Source organism: Kordiimonas sp. (assembly GCF_965216265.1).
Lineage (GTDB): Bacteria > Pseudomonadota > Alphaproteobacteria > Sphingomonadales > Kordiimonadaceae > Kordiimonas.
The window spans coordinates 3,496,993-3,512,824 of the sequence record NZ_OZ244153.1; the positions used below are offsets into that span (position 1 = coordinate 3,496,993).

Consider the following 15,832-nt stretch of genomic DNA (forward strand, 5'->3'; position numbering starts at 1 on the left):
TCGGGCTCCTTTTTTGTATTATTCCGTCAATTTGTCATCAGCTTTCAGCGGTTTGGCATCCGCTGGCGGTTTGTCGTAATTGAAGACGTCAGGTACATCCGCCCCGCCTGAAATGATGAAAGACATGGCTTCATCAAGCTTCCAGTTTGTCGGCACGACATTCTCAACCGGTACGATCTCGAGATAGCCTGAGGTCGGGTTCGGTGTTGTGGGCACATACACGGCGGCAAGTTCACGGCCTGTGCGGCTGTCCTTGAAAGTACGAGTGACAAGCCCAACGGTTTTCATGTCCGCATTGGGGAACTCAATCAGTACCACGCGCTCCACATCGCCTGAGCTGGTTTGCATGGCGTCCGCGAGGCGCTTGATGGTTTTATAGATCGTGCGCGCAACAGGGATACGCTGGATCATGTCATCCAGCAGCTTGAGGAATTTTTGCCCAAGCCAGCGAGAGGCCAACCAACCTGCCGCATATAACATGCTGAGCATGATAATGACCGCCAGCGAGGTCTGGAACCACGGGTGTTTGACAATCTCATAAGCCAAACCGCCCGGGTCAGCCCAACCGGTCAAGAGGTTGATCGCGGGTGACGCCATAGCGTGTATGAACTGCAAGATGATGTTGAGGAGCAGCAGCGTAAGCCAGATCGGGATAAGCGTAAAAAGCCCCACGAGGATATAGCGTCGCGCACCGATCAGGAAGGAGGGTTTGTCTCCTTGTTGCATTAACTCTCTCCGAATTTATGGTCGTAATGGGTGGGGTGTATATAAGCCTGAAGGGCACCCCATGCCCCGGGCGCCGAGTATGGCGAAGCGCGCAGGTGCATGAAAGTGTTTTGTTGGTTTATCTATCAGGCCTAGACAAAATGTCCCGGGCGCCTGATGGGGGTGCGGGGGTCTGAAAGCCGTTTACTGAGCCAGTGGCCAAGGGTAAGCAGAACAATGAGCGCAAGTGCGATCAGGCACATCTCAAGGCTGACAATGTCGCCAGGCGTGCGGATGCTTGCAAGCTCTCCGCCCGCGACCACATAAAAGCCGATCCACGGCACAACACCAATCAGTGTAGCGGTAAAGAAGGTCATGGCCGATATGCTGGTCACCCCCATAAGAAGGTTGGTGAGCCCCACGGGCAGGCCGGGCATGAGCCGCAGCAGCAACACGTAGAAGCTTCCCTTCTCTGAAATGGTTTTGTCCATGGAGATTACCTGCCTCGGGAAACGGCCCCGTACGGCGTCGTATAGAATGTAGCGCGAAACCGCAAAGGCTGCGACGGAGCCAAGTGCAGCCGACAGAGACGCCAGCGCAGTGCCGACAAGGGGCCCGAATATGGCACCCGCAAGCAGGTTCAAGATGAACGGGCCAGGCAGGTAAAGCGCCACAAAAACAAGGTAAAAGCCAATAAAACCAAGCGCAAACATGACCGGGGCGCCGGTATACTCCTGACGAAGCATCTCAATGTTTTGCTGGATAAAGTCGAGCGAGAGATAATCCCCACTGAAGGCCAGCAGGAGGGCGGCCACGGCAGCAAGAGTGAGCGTGATCGTGGCTTTCAATCTGAAATTTTCCATGGTCTCCTCGCATGTTTGCATGTGTTGGTGACCAGTATTCCATGTGCGCCCTCAGCGGAAAATTGGGCGAAGTGGCCTACACATCAATATCTCATAAACGGACTGGGCTGCATTTTGTGAAACCCTGCGTTGCGGATGTTATTGAAATTTATAGCGTTTTTATGAGATTTTTATAAGGGCCCCTATAGGCGCCAATCTCAAATTTAGCAGTGTTTGCCTATGCTGAAAGCATGTTGTTGAAAGGAAATAACGTGCCAACGCGAGACAATACATCCGGGGACAAGACGCCTGCGGCCGCGCTTGACGTTGGCTATAAAACAGACAAGGGCGCCGAGCGTCTCGTCGGGTTTGAGATTGAGTATGCTGGTGTGCCGCTCAAGAGGGCCGCTGACATCATTCAATCTCTCTATGGCGGCAGTGTGAAACAACACTCCAAAGCCGAATGGAGCGTCGAAGACACGCGTTTTGGCGCCTTCCGGCTGGAGATTGACGCCGAGCCCGTGAAAAGGTTTGTGTCTGAGACCGCTGAGAGGGCTGCGTCGCTTGAAGGCGGCATAGACGACCTGTACCGTAAAACGCTAGATGCTGCGGATGATATTGTCACCGCGATCAGCGAGAAAGTGGCACCCTTCGAAATCATCGCGCCGCCGGTGTCTATAAAGGATATTGATGCGCTTGAAGATTTGCGGCGTGCGTTGTTTCATGAGAATGCCAAGGGCACCAGATCATCCTTTCATCATGCTTTTGGGGTACATATCAACCCGGATGCCGTGTCGCTCAAAGCATCCAGCTTGCTTGCTCATATGCAGGCTTTCACGCTTCTATTCCCGCTGCTCAAGGAAGCGCACGACGTTGATTTTTCACGCCGCATAGCGCCGTTTATCGAACCCTATTCAGATGAATACGCGGAGTTGATCCTCGCGGATGATTATGCGCCAGACCTTGAGGCGCTGATCCGCGACTATCACACTCATAACCCAAGCCGGAACCGGGCGCTGGATATGTTGCCTGTTTTTACTCATCTGGATGAAGATCTCGTGCGGTCGCTTTATGGCGAAGAAGAGAAAATCAACGCGCGGCCCACCTATCATTACCGCCTGCCAAATTGTGAGCTGTCCCGCAGTGACTGGACGCTCACTCAGGAATGGCACCGCTGGTGTGTGCTCGAGGATCTCGCGCGCGATAAGGACAAGCTTGCTCGGCTGACGAAAGCCTGGCGTGACCGCCCAACCGACTGGCTGTCACAAATGGCAGGTGGCGGTCTGGCGTGGCAGCGGGTTCTGCGCGACCGACTGGGTAATCTGGGAGAGGCATATGGCTAACCGCACACATTCGCCACGAAACAGGCCGTTGATTGGTGTTACCACGGGGTGCAAAGCAAATGCCGTGGCTTACACGGCTGTAACCTTCGGTGTTTGGCTGGCGGGCGGTCGCCCGGTGCGTATCAGCCCCATCCATAACATCGATATGGTCCGCGAAATCAGTGGGTTGGTGGTAACAGGCGGCGTGGACGTGAACCCGCGCCTTTATGGCGAAAAGAACATAGCCAGCGCGATCCCTGAACCTGAGCGCGACGCGCTTGAGACGGAATGTCTTGAGATGGCGTTTGCGGCAGACGTGCCTGTGCTGGGCATTTGCCGGGGTGCACAGCTTTTGAACGTGGTGCGCGGTGGTAGCCTTTATCAGGATGTGCCGTCGGTATTCGACGGTTTCCTGCCAACCAAAAGCACGCTGGGGAAGATTTTTGTGCGCCGTCAGGCCGAAGTTGAAGAAGATAGCAAGCTTGCAGGTGTGCTGGGGCGGCACGGCGCTTTCTGGGTTAACAGCTTGCACCACCAGGCGATCAACCGGTTGGGGCGCGGCTTGCGCGTGGCGGCACAAGATGAGCTTGGCATCATACAGGGTATTGAAAGTCGTGCTCACGACACCTTCATGATGGGGGTGCAGTGGCACCCTGAGTTTATGCTTTATTCCAAGCCGCAACGCCGCATTTTTAAAGCGCTGATCGCTGCCAGCTCGCCGCGTCATGCTTTGTCTGGCACGAAGGCAGGGCATTTTGGACCAAAGGATGAGGAATTGGCATATTTCAACTAAGTATTGAGCTTTACCACCAGCTGTATTTTACCGCATAGTGAATATTGTCAGGGATTGGCGAAATGCCAAAACGAGGGGTTAAACGGTCATGAAACAGAAGAAAAGCACCATTCTGGTTGTGGATGATGAACCACAGATCCGTAAGTTGCTGAAAATATCGCTGGAAGCCAACGGCCTTAAGGCGGAAGCAGCTGAGAAGGGCGCAGAGGCGATCCGTCTGACGGCATCCCTGAAGCCCGATCTGATCCTTCTGGACCTGGGTTTGCCTGATATGGACGGCAAGGAAGTGATTGCACAGGTGCGGGAATGGTCGCAGGTGCCGATCATCGTTTGTTCCGTACGAGACGCAGACAAAGAGATGATTGAGGCGTTTACGCTGGGCGCGGATGATTATGTTACCAAGCCGTTTAACCCGGATGTGTTGCTGGCCCGGATTACCGCAAACCTCCGTAAAGCTGCGACGCAGGAGGCGGGGGAGCCTACCCTTGAAAACGGCCGTATCAGCATGGATCTGGTGCGCCACGAAGTGAAGGTGGATGGTGCGCGTGTGGATTTCACACCCAAGGAATATGACCTTTTGCGCTATTTTCTTGTGCACCGGGGCAAAATGCTCACCCACAGGCAGATACTGCATGAGGTTTGGGGCCCGGCCCACGGTGACGATATGCAATATCTTCGGGTGTATGTCAGCCAGGTGCGGGAGAAGGTGGAGCCTAACCCGGCAAGCCCGGACTATATTATCACTGAATCCGGTATAGGATACCGAATGGAGACGGTGGAAAAGGATCAGGTGGACGCTTAGCGCTATAAAGCCGGGAATTTATCCCGGCTTTATATTATCCGGTACAGCCTCCTATCGAGAATTCACACGCCGCGCCCCATAGTTGCAGCATTGAGAAACCGACCCAAGAGGAGGTTACGATGAAAAAAATGCTGCTCACCCTGCCGATTGCCTTGATGGCAGCTGCATGTGCGTCGACTGGCCCACGTTATGTGGCGGCGAACGACCCCGGCGATTTTGGCTATTATGAAAGCGTGATTGATAAGAACCGCTACCGTGTTGCCTATAAAACCAAGGGTGACGAAGCTGGTTTGGCGAAAGATTATGCCTTGTTGCGTGCAGCAGAGCTGACGCTTGAAAAGGGCTATGACTGGTTTGAGGTTGTTGACCGCGACACGGATATTGACCGTAGCGAAAACCATTCCCATGCGGTTGCGTCTATGCGGGTGCATGCAACGACCTACCGCGAGTGTGGGGTGTTGAGCTGTCGTACCGTTACCCGTCCAACCTATATTGAGCCCGGTGTGGCTGAAACCCGTCATGCAAACCGTGAAACTACGGTCACCCTGATAGAGATTGTCATGGGTGCGGGCCAAAAACCTGATGGTGGTGCATTTTATGAGGCGCATGGCCTTGTAAAGACCCTGCGCGACCGGGTTTAACATCTTCTGAATATTTAAGAGTTGATAACCGCCAGGGCGCCCCAACAACGCCCTGGCGGTTTTGTTTATACATTTTTGCCATGCAGACGTTTGAGAGCGCGTTTTGTGAACACAACTTTGGTTTAGTGTAAGATTATATAATTTGCCGATGCGAAGTCGGCCCGAAAACATGCAGGCAATGGTTTTCGACAGCAGGGAGTTGATGCGGCAAACGTTGGGCTCAATCCTATCTTCATCGGTTCCTTGCCTCAAGGTGTCTGGCATTGGAAGCATGGGTGGTTTGATCAAACAATCGCTCGATCCAGTGTGTTATGACCTGATCGTGGGTTCGCCCGCGTCATTCGGTAGCGAAAACGGCGCCTGTGTGACAACCAGAAGGGCAGGTGCCTAGAGGAAATTGAGCAGACTCAGGCTGCCTCCCGAGGAGGTGCGTACGCCTGATGTACCTATGTTGAGGGTCTGAGATATTCTTTGGGATGTTTCGTAATTTTTGACGATCGCATCGTAATAGCTTTTATCCAGGCCCGCTGCTTCCCTTTCTTCAGCGCTCATGGAAGAATACTGAGCGATCAGCCTTTTCGAGAAATTAGTAGGGTCACCACTTGTGTTCGCTTGCTGGAATGCACTTTGTACAGAGGCCCCGACACGCGATTTTATTTCGTGTTTCGCGGCAATGATTTCCCGATCACTGAATTGGTCGGATACATTGACCGCAATGGCTGAAAGGGTTCGACTGCCAAAACGAGACAATCCTTCCATTTGTCCGTTGGCGCCGGAAATGCGATCCAATACCTTGCGTGCCTCTACCGCGATACCTTCCAGATTGCCATTTTCTGATACGGCGCCAGCATCCAGCCGCTCAAGATAGTCGGCCACCGGATCGTTCGCTATTCCGGTTGGGGCAGTATCTGGATGGGTGTCCAGATACGTCGAGGCCTGCTTAAGCGCATTAAACTGTGCCTGCCAATCAGTTGTTTTCTTTTCAGCCTCGCCAGCGTTTTGCAGATATTCAAGTGCACTCTCATAGAGGTCCTGATAGCTTCCTGTAACGCGCATCAACGCCACCCCTCCGGTCAAGGCTGCGTCAAAGCGTCGTTCAAGTTCAATTTTGCCAGCTTTTTGCTCTGCTGTCGTAAATAAATCGCCACTATTACTCGAGGCGGCAAAAACTTCCTGCCGACTTAAGCTGGACAAATCTACGGCCAGTTTCCCATCATCAAGCAACGAAGTTCGCCCGAGGCGTTCAAGCAGCTGCTCTAATTTTTGATGAGCTACTTTTCCTATATCGGTCGAAATATTCTTGGTGTTAGCTGCGAGCGCTGCTTGTGCGGCATTGGATAGGGTGATGTTTATTGCCGACGCATGTGGCTGCTTTTCAGTGCCGTTGTTTTCATTTGTTTGCTGGCTACGCGTGGTCAACATACCCTGAGGTGTGTAATGCGCAACATAGGTGTTCGAAACAATACCGTTCAATTTTGCCCCCTGTCGTGTTTCCTGCTTAAGGAACGCAAGGCGCATGCCAAACATCTCAATCCTTTGACGGCAAATGTGTGAGCTGAAGTGCTGTGTGGTTGGTCGCGGGCAGGGACGGTTTTCTTAGGCGGTTTGTTCGATTTCTTGTTCGATTGCGGCGATCTGATCGGCATAATCTTCGAGCCGCTCAGGCCGTCCGAGCAGGAAGCCCTGAACCTCGTCACAGCCCATCTCACGCAATAGCGCCAGTTGGGCTTCGGTTTCAACACCCTCGGCCAGCACGGGAATGCCAAGGCCGTGGGCAAGACCGATCACGCCGCGCACAATGCCAACAGAGTGACTATCATCATCCATTTGCATCACAAAGCTGCGGTCGATCTTGATCTTGTCAAACGGGAAGGTCTGCAGGTAGCTGAGCGAGCTGTAGCCTGTGCCAAAGTCATCCATCGCGAGGCGCATGCCTGCTTCCTTGAGCTTCTTGAGGATACGCAGGGCGCGATCCTCGTCGGCGATCAGGATGCTCTCGGTGATTTCGAGCTCAAGCCGGTCAGGGGTCAGGCCGTGGCGCCTGACGATACGGCCAATGATTTCGACTAGGCCGTCCTGCTCAAACTGGATGGGAGACATGTTAACAGCGAGGCTAAGGGATGCTGGCCATGTTTTGGCTGCCCGACAGGCTTCGTTCATCATCCAGATGCTGATTTCGTTGATCACACCAGTTTCTTCCGCCATCGGGATAAACTCACCGGGGGAGATAATACCCTTCTCAGGGTGTCGCCAACGCAAGAGCACCTCAAAGCCCGAAAGCTTGCGGTTTTCTGTGTGATATTGCGGTTGATATTGCAGGTAAAGCTCATGTCGCCCAAGGGCTTGCAACAGGTCTTGCTTGAGTGCACGTCGTTCTTCGAGTTTCTCGTCGATCACGGGCTCAAAGAAGCAATATTTGCCGCGGCCTTCAAGCTTGGCGCGCTTCATTGCAATCTCGGCCCTCAAGAGCAGAACCTCGGGGTCCTGCGCGTCATTCGGGTGCATGGCAATACCGATTGATGCTGTTAGCGATACCGGTTTCTCTGCCACAGGGAAGGGGGCAACAAGCGCTGTTTTGAGGGCGAGCGCGAAGGTATCCGCATCATCATTGTGCTCAACGCCGTCATGGAGGATGCAGAACTGGTCGGCTGACAGGCGGGCAACCAAGCCTTGGTCACCAACAACTTTCTTGAGCCTTTCGGCAACTTCTTTGAGGGCAGCGTCGCCCGCCGCATGGCCAAGCCGGGCGTTCAATTCCTTAAAATCATCAATATCGATGAAGTAGAGCGCGTGCTTTTTAGGTGCGTGCCTGCCAGATGATCCCTTGGTAACAGCGTGTTCCAGTTGTTGCTGGAAGACGGCGCGGTTAGCGACACCAGTGATGCTGTCGTGGTGCGCGAGGAAATTGATCTGCTGCTCGGCGGCGCGGCGCTCGCGGATGTCGCGCACGATAGCAACCATTTGTGCACCAATGCGGTCCTGCACCGGGCGGAAGAAAATCTCGGTCGGGATTTCCTTCTCATTGGCGCCAATGAGGATGGCGTCGTTTACGAACCAGGCAGACCTGCGGTCCGGGTCAAATTCAAGTCGCTGGAAACACACTGTGAAAGGCATGCCGCGAAGTGGTTCCAGGTGTCTACCACATAGGCCCAGAAAGCTGTGGTTGGCATCTACGATGGCGCCCTTGCCGTCCAGCAGCACAATACCTTCCATCGCGGCGTTGGCGAGGTTTCTAAGGCGCCTTGCTTCCACGGTGCGGCGATCAGCCAGATGTTTGTCGATAACGCCTGTTGCCAGCGCGGATGCGAGTACCATGAAGGTGGCCAGCGTAACAGCAACCAAAAGCACGCCGTCTGATACTAGTCCGTCAGTTTGGACGATTGTTGGGTCTGGTGTGACAGTAAGTGCCGTCATGGCGGTGAAATGCAGGCCACAGATCGCCAGTGTCAGCGACACAGCAGCATAGGCTTGCGCTTTCACACCGCGAAGTTTCTCAAGGCACAGCAATGTCGCTGTGCAGCCAAGGATGCCAATAATCAGGGCGCTTATCACCCAAGACAGGTCGTAAGCGAAGGTGCCCCAGATATGGAGGCCTGACATGCCGGTGAAGTGCATGGCACCAATACCAAGCCCCATGAGCCACGCAGCGACATGCAGGGACAGTTTATTTTCCCTGTTGGTAAATATAGCAAAACCGGCGCCCATCAAAATAATTGCAATTAGGATAGAAGCCAGCGTGGGGACCATATCGTAGGATTTTGGAGAGCCCGCGTCATACGCAAGCATTGCAATAAAATGCGTAGCCCAAACACCGATGCCAGCGGCAACAGCCGTAAGCAGCAGCCAGCGGTTTTGATGCTTTTTCTGGCTTCCGGCGGTGTGTTGCTGGAGGTTGATTGCCGTAAAACATGAAAAGGCGCAGATCACGGCCGCAAGGAGCACGAGCCGGTAATCGTGGTCAACTACAATACATTGATACAGTTTTTCGAGCATAAATGCAGGCTATCCCGAACTATCTACGTCTTCCCTCCATACAGGAAGTTCCTTTAACGTTTATTAATTAAAGCGTTGCTGGAAAGGTTTCCAGTCTTGAATTTACGGTGTGGTCCGGAGGTGTCACGTTTGGTGACCAGTAAGGGACATGCTTTTGATCAGCGCAAAGACCTCAAGACCCGCCTTAAGCCCGAGTTCTCTTACCGCTTGATGGGTAATTTGGGCACGAATCGTTGCCCCTTCTACATCCAGTAACAGCTCAGAGAGGCCCGAGTTGGTGTCATCACGAATTTCCGTAATCGTGCTCTTTAAAATGTTGCGGATGCTGATGAATTCAGGCCGTTTGGTCGCGATTGCCACATCGCAGGCCTTGATTCTTACACTTATCTCGTCGTTCCCTTCAACACGGCTTAGCGGAATGTTGAGCGATTGGGTGCCAATTTGCAGTTTGGTCAAGCTGTTCTCTGTGTCATGCCCAGTTAGCCTCGCTTTCACCACCACGCTGGCCTCTTGGCGCCCCTCCGGAGGCTGAAAATCCAACGCGGAGAAAACAGTGCCTGCAGGGCCGCTCAGCGTTTTTTTGCCATTTTCGATCATCACGACATGGTCTGCGAGGCGGGAGACTTCGGCCATATCATGGCTAACATAGAGGATGGGGAGTGAAAGTTCGCGGTGCAGAACCTCAAGATAGCTCAGCAGTTCCTGTTTGCTGGCATAATCAAGTGCGGCGAGCGGTTCATCCATCAACAGGATGTCCGGTTGGCTTAAAAGTGCGCGGCCAATGGCAATGCGCTGTCGCTCACCGCCCGAGAGTGTGCCGGGTGCGCGGTCAAGGAACGGGGCAATGTTGAGCAGGTGAACGACTTGATCAAATTGAAAGCTTACAGCCTCGTCGGTTTTGGAGGCGGCCAGTTTTTCTCGCCGGTTCATACCAAACATGAGGTTTTGTCTCACATTCAGGTGCGCGAACAGGCTGGCTTCCTGAAAAACATAGCCAACTGACCGTCGGTGGGGCGGGATAAAAACACCGTCCTTATTTTGCCAGCACGTATCGCCGAGGTGAAAGCTCCCCTCCAGCCGTGTGAGACCAGCGATAGTGCGTAGTAGGGTGGTTTTGCCGCTGCCGGAGCGGCCAAAAAGCGCGGTGATACCCTGCATCGGTGCCTCAAACGCGACATTGAGCGAGAAACCACCGAGACGACCTGAAAAGTCTGCACGTATCATGCCTGCCGTCATGTCGCTGTCCTCGTGCGCCGACCCAGCAGGGTGACTGCAAAGATAACGATGAAGGAGAAGGCCAGCATGCCACCTGCCAGAAGGTGCGCCGGCGCCCACTGCAGGGTTTCTACATAATCGTAGATCGCGACAGACAGCACCTTGGTTTCCCCAAGGATATTACCACCGATCATGAGCACCACGCCAAACTCGCCAACGGTATGAGTGAAACCAAGCACCGCGCCGGTGATAAAGCCTGTGCGGGCGAGCGGGAAAGCAACCCGCCAGAAGCTGTCCCACGGTGAGGCACCGAGCGTGCTTGCTACTTCAAACGGGCGTTCGCCAATGGCTTCAAACGCGTTGCGGATTGGCTGCACCACAAAGGGCATGGAATAAATGACCGAGCCGATCACAAGCCCTTCAAAGGTGAAGGCGAGCGAGCGTTCCCCGATAAGAGATGCCAGCCAGCCGCCTGGGCCTTCAGGCCCCAGCGCCAGCAGCAGATAGAAGCCAAGCACGGTGGGGGGCAACACAAGGGGCAGGGCGATCACGGCGGCAACAGCCTCTTTCCACCACGGGCCGGGGCGTGAAAGCCACCATGCTATAGGCGTGCCCACAAGGAGTAGAACCAGCGTTGTGATGCTGGCAAGCTCTAACGTGAGCGCTATCGCAGACGATATTTCGGATGATGCAGGCATGTGTCGCTCGTTCCAGGTGGCTAGCTTCGTTATATTTCCAGAAATATATCGGCTATCTTGGCGACAAGGGGGCGAGTGTCAACGTCTATCTGAAGTGGAATAGGTAGAAGAAGAGCCAGAGCGCCCGCTTTGAGCGCTCTGGCAATAAGCTCCGGCTTAACCGCGCGGGTCGCGGCCTGTGTATTTCATCAGCGACAGTGGGTCTGCAATACGTTCCCACGGCACAAGCTTGAAGTTTTGCCGCTCTTCAGGGGTGATATTGCGGCCATCTTGCGCCACAAACACACCGTAAGGGAAGTTTGGCCCCAAAGGTGTGCTGATGATATCAAGCCCATCGGTCTCTGATGATCCGTCAATGCCAGCGTCACTGTCTGCAATTACCTTGAAGGAGCCGAGGTAGGCATGCGGTGCCTGCCGGTCAAACAGGGCATAGGTGTTGTTACCCTGGCTTGAGAGCACGATATACCCTGTCTCTCCTTCGCCGTAGTAGATCGACACACCCTCAAGGTCATCCTTCAGCGCAGGGTTCATTTGCGGGGTTGTGATTGTCTCACGAGCATCACCGGCATCGGGCTCAGCGCCGTATTTATAAAGCGCCACGTCTTCTTCCGCCACATAGAGCATGCTGGTGTCGTCGTCTGCCGTGCAGCCTTCCGCTGTGCTGCCAACAGTGAACTCACGCACCGTTGTGGCTTTCAGGCGGCCTGATGATCCCTCATCCAGGCGCCATTGGCGGACAAGACCGTCTTTCTCGTTGATAAAGACATAGGTCTGGTCATCCTTCGGGCTTTGATAAAGGCACATGCCATATGGGTCTGGCATGCCGGTTGGTTGCAGGCCGTCAGCAATATCGATGAGCTTGCCGGCTGTTTCGTCCATTTTATAAAGCGAGATGCCTTCCGTTGTGCGGTTACTGGCAGCAACAAGGGTGATCTTTTCCTCGCCCACACTAACACCGTAGCGGACATCCACATTGTTCATGCGGCCTTCAGCCACATATTGGCGCACGCTTCCGTCCAGATTATAGACGTAGAGGCCGCCTTGTTTGTTGGTGCCGATGATCAGGCTTTTTTCAGGTGCGGTTGGATGCACCCAGATGGCCGGGTCATCTGCCGCGTCGCCGCCATCTGCTACAGGCGCGGTTTCCACGCTTGGCTGCACAAGCACAAGCTTGGCTGATGCATCTTTTGCCTCAGGCTGCTTGAGCGTGGTGGCAAAGCTGAACGCACTTGCAATATCGCTGATGTTGGCAAGCTTGAAGTTGGTGGCGTCATCGCCGTTATCTTCATCTGAAAGCAGCAACCGGCCGTTCGCACCGTCTGTGGCGAACAATCCCCCTGCGTTATCCACACCGTCCACTGCGCCAGAGCCTTTAAGCTGCATACCGCCCATAAAGCGGTGATCGTCTGCCACGTCGTAGAGGTTTATGGTGCTGGTCTCCACGTCAGATGCAAACAGCACCGACTGTCCAGTTGCGGTGTGATGAATGGCAACACCGCCAACCTCACCGGTGAAGTGACCAAATTTCTTCACGTCAACCAGTTCAGGAATGGTCTCGGCTTCCACATCCGCATCAAATTGCCAGACACCAACGGCTTCTTCCGTCACATAAAGCTTGTTGGTTTTGGCGTCTGCTACGCAGAACTTGGGTTCTGTACCCAACTGAAGCGAGCGGGCCAGTGTGCTTTTAAGCGAACCGTCTTTGCCCTCATACACGTGCCACTGTTGTACCTGACCGTTGGAGGCCAGGAGAAACGCATAGCTTTGGCCATCAAGCGGGCTGGTGAAGCTACACATGCCTTCAAGAAGCAAGTTGGATGTAACGGCAGCCTGGCCCGTGCTTACAAGCGCGTTGCCGGACAGGCTGTATGCCTGCACGGTACTATTAGATGTATCGAGGCCCAGCAAGAGGTCGCGTTCATTAGCGCCAAAGCCGGTGAGGAGGCCAAGGGCTTCAACTTCACCTGCGTCGGTTTTTGAAAGGAACGCGCCAGACTGGTCGTAAACCTCCAGGCCATCTTCCACGGCGCCGATGATATGAGTGTCACCGGGCCATAATAGAGCCATGGCTGCACTGTCTGAAGTGCTGGGTGAAGTCTCACGCGAAACTGTAACATTTATCTGTGAAGGTGATTTTGTTGCAGATTGCTCTGACGATGTCTCTGCATCTGGTGTACATGCAGCGGCGCAACCCGCTGCTAAAACGGCTATATAACGATTGAATTTCATGGTTGCCTCTCCCTTTTCTGGCTTCCCTTGCTCTTAGATATGCCTTGTCCTGCGCCAGTTTCAAGAGAAAAAAGAAGAAAATTTTCATTTATGTTGAAAAAAAGAATATAAATTCTATAATAACCAGTAACGGAAAGCATGATTCCATATGATCGGCATCCGCGAAAGGCGCCCCCGCCACCATCTCAAGGTCCTAAACGAGGTGTGGTGGAAGATAAAATTGGGAATGACAATCGGGAAACCTGGGGAGGTAACCATGGGATACACGACTGTAAGGCAGCGGCTTTTAAGCACCTGTATGGTTTTGGCACTGACACCTGCAGCACTTGCGCAGGAGAGCCAGCAAACTGACGAGGCGCAGGCAGCACCTGCTGATGTGAACTTCGAAGAAATTGTGGTAACGGGCAAGATTGTGACCCGGAATCGCACAGCATCGGTTTCACCGGAGCTGACCTACGACACAGAATTTTTCCAGAAATTTGAACCTATTTCCGCGGGCGACATGCTTAAGCGTGTGCCGGGCGTAGCATTTACCAGTGATATTGGTGAATATGATGCACCGCAGATGCGGGGCATGGCCAATGGCTTCACGCAGGTTCTGGTAAACGGCAGGCCGGTGCCTGGTGCTGGTAATGATCGCACCGTGCTGGTTGACCGTATCCCGGCAGAGATTATTGAACGTATTGAAGTGATCCGTAGCCCTGGTGCTGATATTGACAGCCAAGGCGTAGGCGGCACGATTAATATTATCCTCAAGGAAGGGGCAACATTGCCCGAAGGTGGTTCGATCCGTGCAAGCGGGCTATACACCGCCAAGGATAAAGAGCTACGCGGTGCCGGCGCCATTTCATACGCGGGCCGCAGTGACAACGACCGTGTGTTCTATTCCGTTACCGCGAACATACAGCAGCGTTTCAACGCAAAGAAATTTGTTGAAGAAACCATCGTGGCGGGTGATTTCCCGAACTCGGTGGATGGCCGCGACTTGTTTTCGCCTGACGATTTTAACGCTTCCGTTGCGGATGGTCGTGCCATTCAGCTCGACAGCCGGGAAAATCTCGACCTCTCCCTCAACGCAGATGTCACCTTCAAGGTGGGTGATGACGGCGAATTGCGGTTTGACGGTTTCTATATTGATACCAACCGTGACGAGCGGGAAGACGGGACCGAATGGGAACGCGATGAAGGCGAACTTGTGGGAGATAAGGTGACCACGCAGGACACCGAAATCCGACAGGAGAACTTTGGTTTCAGCGCGCTTTATGAAGGCCTGATCTCTGACGAGACCTCGTTTGACACCATGGTGCGCTACAGCCAGTTCAAAAACACGGAAGACAGCTATGACCGTGAGTTTGATTTTGAAGACGGTGAAGAAAGTCTTGATGATCGTGAGCGCGAGCTGATTGCCAGCAAGGACACAGAATTTGCGGCTGACTTTGGTATCAAGCGCGAGTTTGACACCATGCTGCTCAAATTTGGTGCCGCCACCAAGTTCAAGGACCGCGACTATGGTCTGACGCTGATGGAAGCTGATGATTTTGGTGAGCTGGATATCGAGAGCGAAAGCGAATTTGGCGTCAAGGAAAAGCGCTATGATGCTTTCCTTGTTGGCGAATGGCAGCTTGGGAACGGGCTGACGGTGGAAACCGGCGTGCGGCTTGAACATACCAACACGAAAATCTCGGCTGTTGGCGAGGCGGATGTTTCAAACTCCGTTACGCTCCTGAACCCATCGCTGCATATTCAGCGTGATGTGGGAGCGGACGGCCAGTTGCGCATGAGCATCGCCCGCACCGTGCGCAGGCCAACCTTTGACCAACTTGTGCCCGCCGAATTGCAGGACGAACCCGATGATGATGATATCACCATCGGTAACCCGAACCTCGCGATGGAGAAATCCTGGGGCCTTGACGTGGGCTATGAGCATACGCTGCCTGCAAACGGCATCCTGGGTGTGAACTTCTTCTACCGCAAGGTTTCAGACCTCACGCAGCTTGTGCGCATTGGCGACACTGAAGATGGCGGGCTTTATACCTACAATAATGTGGGCAACGGTAAAACCTACGGCATCGAGTTTGACGTCAGTACTCCGCTTGCCTTCATGGGGCTTGAGGAAACGGGTTTCTTCGCGAACTATACCCGTATCTGGTCCAGCCGGTATGACGAGTTTCTGCAGGAAGACGTGCGCTTCAACCACCAGCCAAAGTATGTGTATAACGTTGGTGTGACGCAGAACTTCCCGGCCATTGAGGCAACAACGGGCTTCAGCTACCAGAAGCAAGGGCTGGCCAGAAGTGTCTTCTTCGCCGAGATTGAGGACCAATATTATGGCGGCAACTTAGAGCTCTTTATCGAGAAACGCTTTGAAAGCGGGCTGGTGTTGCGCCTGACCGCCAACAACCTCCTGAACGCGGAAAGCAATCAGGCAGAGCGTAACTTTGATAGCCTTGATGATATGCGGGCCGGCATTGTGGATGAGTTTGAGGTCGAGCGTGAGCAAAGCTCCCGCGTGTTCCTGCTCACGGCACGCTATAACTTCTGATTTTCCCTTCCAACTGTGCTTTGGGGCATAAGTAGGAACATCTGGGGCTG

At 53.8% G+C, this 15,832-nt stretch carries 14 protein-coding genes; 7 read left to right on the forward strand and 7 right to left on the reverse strand.

The window, feature by feature from the left end; translation table 11 throughout:
• Nucleotides 1–18: 18 nt before the first annotated feature.
• Nucleotides 19–726 carry a DUF502 domain-containing protein gene (locus ACOOGA_RS16095; protein ID WP_417461297.1) on the reverse strand — a complete coding sequence of 236 codons (708 nt, stop codon included), beginning with the start codon at nt 724–726 and terminating at the stop codon, nt 19–21.
• Between the two features lie 131 nt (nt 727–857).
• The gene (locus tag ACOOGA_RS16100) at nt 858–1,568 is read right to left on the reverse strand and encodes a TVP38/TMEM64 family protein (protein ID WP_417461296.1); all 711 of its coding nucleotides are present in this window, start codon (nt 1,566–1,568) and stop codon (nt 858–860) included.
• Nucleotides 1,569–1,798: 230 nt separating this feature from the next.
• Between ACOOGA_RS16100 and ACOOGA_RS16105 the strand changes: the two genes are divergently transcribed.
• The 5 genes from ACOOGA_RS16105 (at nt 1,799) to ACOOGA_RS16125 (ending at nt 5,496) form a co-directional block, all read left to right on the forward strand.
• Nucleotides 1,799–2,890, forward strand: a complete 1,092-nt coding sequence (locus ACOOGA_RS16105; protein ID WP_420428996.1) for an amidoligase family protein — start codon at nt 1,799–1,801, stop codon at nt 2,888–2,890.
• Nucleotides 2,883–3,662 carry a gamma-glutamyl-gamma-aminobutyrate hydrolase family protein gene (locus ACOOGA_RS16110; RefSeq protein WP_417461294.1) on the forward strand — a complete coding sequence of 260 codons (780 nt, stop codon included), beginning with the start codon at nt 2,883–2,885 and terminating at the stop codon, nt 3,660–3,662. The genes ACOOGA_RS16105 and ACOOGA_RS16110 overlap by 8 nt, the downstream gene beginning before the upstream one ends.
• 88 nt (nt 3,663–3,750) lie before the next feature.
• Entirely contained in the window at nt 3,751–4,464 is a 714-nt protein-coding gene (locus ACOOGA_RS16115; protein ID WP_417461293.1) for a response regulator, read from the forward strand.
• A 119-nt stretch (nt 4,465–4,583) separates the two neighbouring features.
• Entirely contained in the window at nt 4,584–5,105 is a 522-nt protein-coding gene (locus ACOOGA_RS16120; RefSeq protein WP_417461292.1) for a CC0125/CC1285 family lipoprotein, read from the forward strand.
• Between the two features lie 169 nt (nt 5,106–5,274).
• Entirely contained in the window at nt 5,275–5,496 is a 222-nt protein-coding gene (locus ACOOGA_RS16125) for a hypothetical protein (RefSeq protein WP_420428998.1), read from the forward strand.
• Here the strand turns inward: ACOOGA_RS16125 and ACOOGA_RS16130 are convergent.
• From ACOOGA_RS16130 to ACOOGA_RS16150, 5 genes are all read right to left on the reverse strand, one after another.
• Entirely contained in the window at nt 5,493–6,578 is a 1,086-nt protein-coding gene (locus tag ACOOGA_RS16130; RefSeq protein WP_417461290.1) for a hypothetical protein, read from the reverse strand. The genes ACOOGA_RS16125 and ACOOGA_RS16130 overlap by 4 nt on opposite strands.
• A gap of 123 nt (nt 6,579–6,701) precedes the next feature.
• Nucleotides 6,702–9,098 carry an EAL domain-containing protein gene (locus ACOOGA_RS16135; protein WP_417461289.1) on the reverse strand — a complete coding sequence of 799 codons (2,397 nt, stop codon included), beginning with the start codon at nt 9,096–9,098 and terminating at the stop codon, nt 6,702–6,704.
• A gap of 123 nt (nt 9,099–9,221) precedes the next feature.
• Nucleotides 9,222–10,334 (reverse strand): molybdenum ABC transporter ATP-binding protein, encoded by a 1,113-nt coding sequence (gene modC, locus ACOOGA_RS16140; protein ID WP_417461288.1) that lies wholly within the window; start codon nt 10,332–10,334, stop codon nt 9,222–9,224.
• Nucleotides 10,331–11,011, reverse strand: coding sequence for a molybdate ABC transporter permease subunit (gene modB, locus ACOOGA_RS16145; protein ID WP_420429000.1), 681 nt, complete (start codon nt 11,009–11,011; stop codon nt 10,331–10,333). The genes modC and modB overlap by 4 nt, the downstream gene beginning before the upstream one ends.
• Nucleotides 11,012–11,167: 156 nt before the next feature.
• Entirely contained in the window at nt 11,168–13,132 is a 1,965-nt protein-coding gene (locus tag ACOOGA_RS16150; RefSeq protein ID WP_420430689.1) for a phytase, read from the reverse strand.
• On the opposite strand from ACOOGA_RS16150, the gene ACOOGA_RS16155 reads away from it, so the two are divergent.
• Together ACOOGA_RS16155 and ACOOGA_RS16160 are read left to right on the forward strand one after the other, a co-directional pair.
• Nucleotides 13,077–13,226: a hypothetical protein gene (locus ACOOGA_RS16155; RefSeq protein ID WP_417461675.1), complete on the forward strand. Its 150-nt coding sequence runs from the start codon at nt 13,077–13,079 to the stop codon at nt 13,224–13,226. The genes ACOOGA_RS16150 and ACOOGA_RS16155 overlap by 56 nt on opposite strands.
• 270 nt (nt 13,227–13,496) lie before the next feature.
• Complete coding sequence (locus tag ACOOGA_RS16160; RefSeq protein WP_420429002.1) at nt 13,497–15,782, forward strand: TonB-dependent receptor plug domain-containing protein; 2,286 nt, start codon at nt 13,497–13,499, stop codon at nt 15,780–15,782.
• Nucleotides 15,783–15,832: the final 50 nt, after the last annotated feature.

What these genes read in the sequence shown, in the direction of transcription:
- modC (WP_417461288.1), bottom strand. Translation starts at nt 10,334, where the DNA reads ATGACGGCAGGCATGATACGTGCAGACTTTTCAGGTCGTCTCGGTGGT.
- ACOOGA_RS16110 (WP_417461294.1), top strand. Translation starts at nt 2,883, where the DNA reads ATGGCTAACCGCACACATTCGCCACGAAACAGGCCGTTGATTGGTGTT.
- ACOOGA_RS16095 (WP_417461297.1), bottom strand. Translation starts at nt 726, where the DNA reads ATGCAACAAGGAGACAAACCCTCCTTCCTGATCGGTGCGCGACGCTAT.
- ACOOGA_RS16125 (WP_420428998.1), top strand. Translation starts at nt 5,275, where the DNA reads ATGCAGGCAATGGTTTTCGACAGCAGGGAGTTGATGCGGCAAACGTTG.
- ACOOGA_RS16135 (WP_417461289.1), bottom strand. Translation starts at nt 9,098, where the DNA reads ATGCTCGAAAAACTGTATCAATGTATTGTAGTTGACCACGATTACCGG.
- ACOOGA_RS16115 (WP_417461293.1), top strand. Translation starts at nt 3,751, where the DNA reads ATGAAACAGAAGAAAAGCACCATTCTGGTTGTGGATGATGAACCACAG.
- ACOOGA_RS16120 (WP_417461292.1), top strand. Translation starts at nt 4,584, where the DNA reads ATGAAAAAAATGCTGCTCACCCTGCCGATTGCCTTGATGGCAGCTGCA.
- ACOOGA_RS16105 (WP_420428996.1), top strand. Translation starts at nt 1,799, where the DNA reads ATGTTGTTGAAAGGAAATAACGTGCCAACGCGAGACAATACATCCGGG.
- ACOOGA_RS16160 (WP_420429002.1), top strand. Translation starts at nt 13,497, where the DNA reads ATGGGATACACGACTGTAAGGCAGCGGCTTTTAAGCACCTGTATGGTT.
- modB (WP_420429000.1), bottom strand. Translation starts at nt 11,011, where the DNA reads ATGCCTGCATCATCCGAAATATCGTCTGCGATAGCGCTCACGTTAGAG.
- ACOOGA_RS16155 (WP_417461675.1), top strand. Translation starts at nt 13,077, where the DNA reads ATGGCTGCACTGTCTGAAGTGCTGGGTGAAGTCTCACGCGAAACTGTA.
- ACOOGA_RS16100 (WP_417461296.1), bottom strand. Translation starts at nt 1,568, where the DNA reads ATGGAAAATTTCAGATTGAAAGCCACGATCACGCTCACTCTTGCTGCC.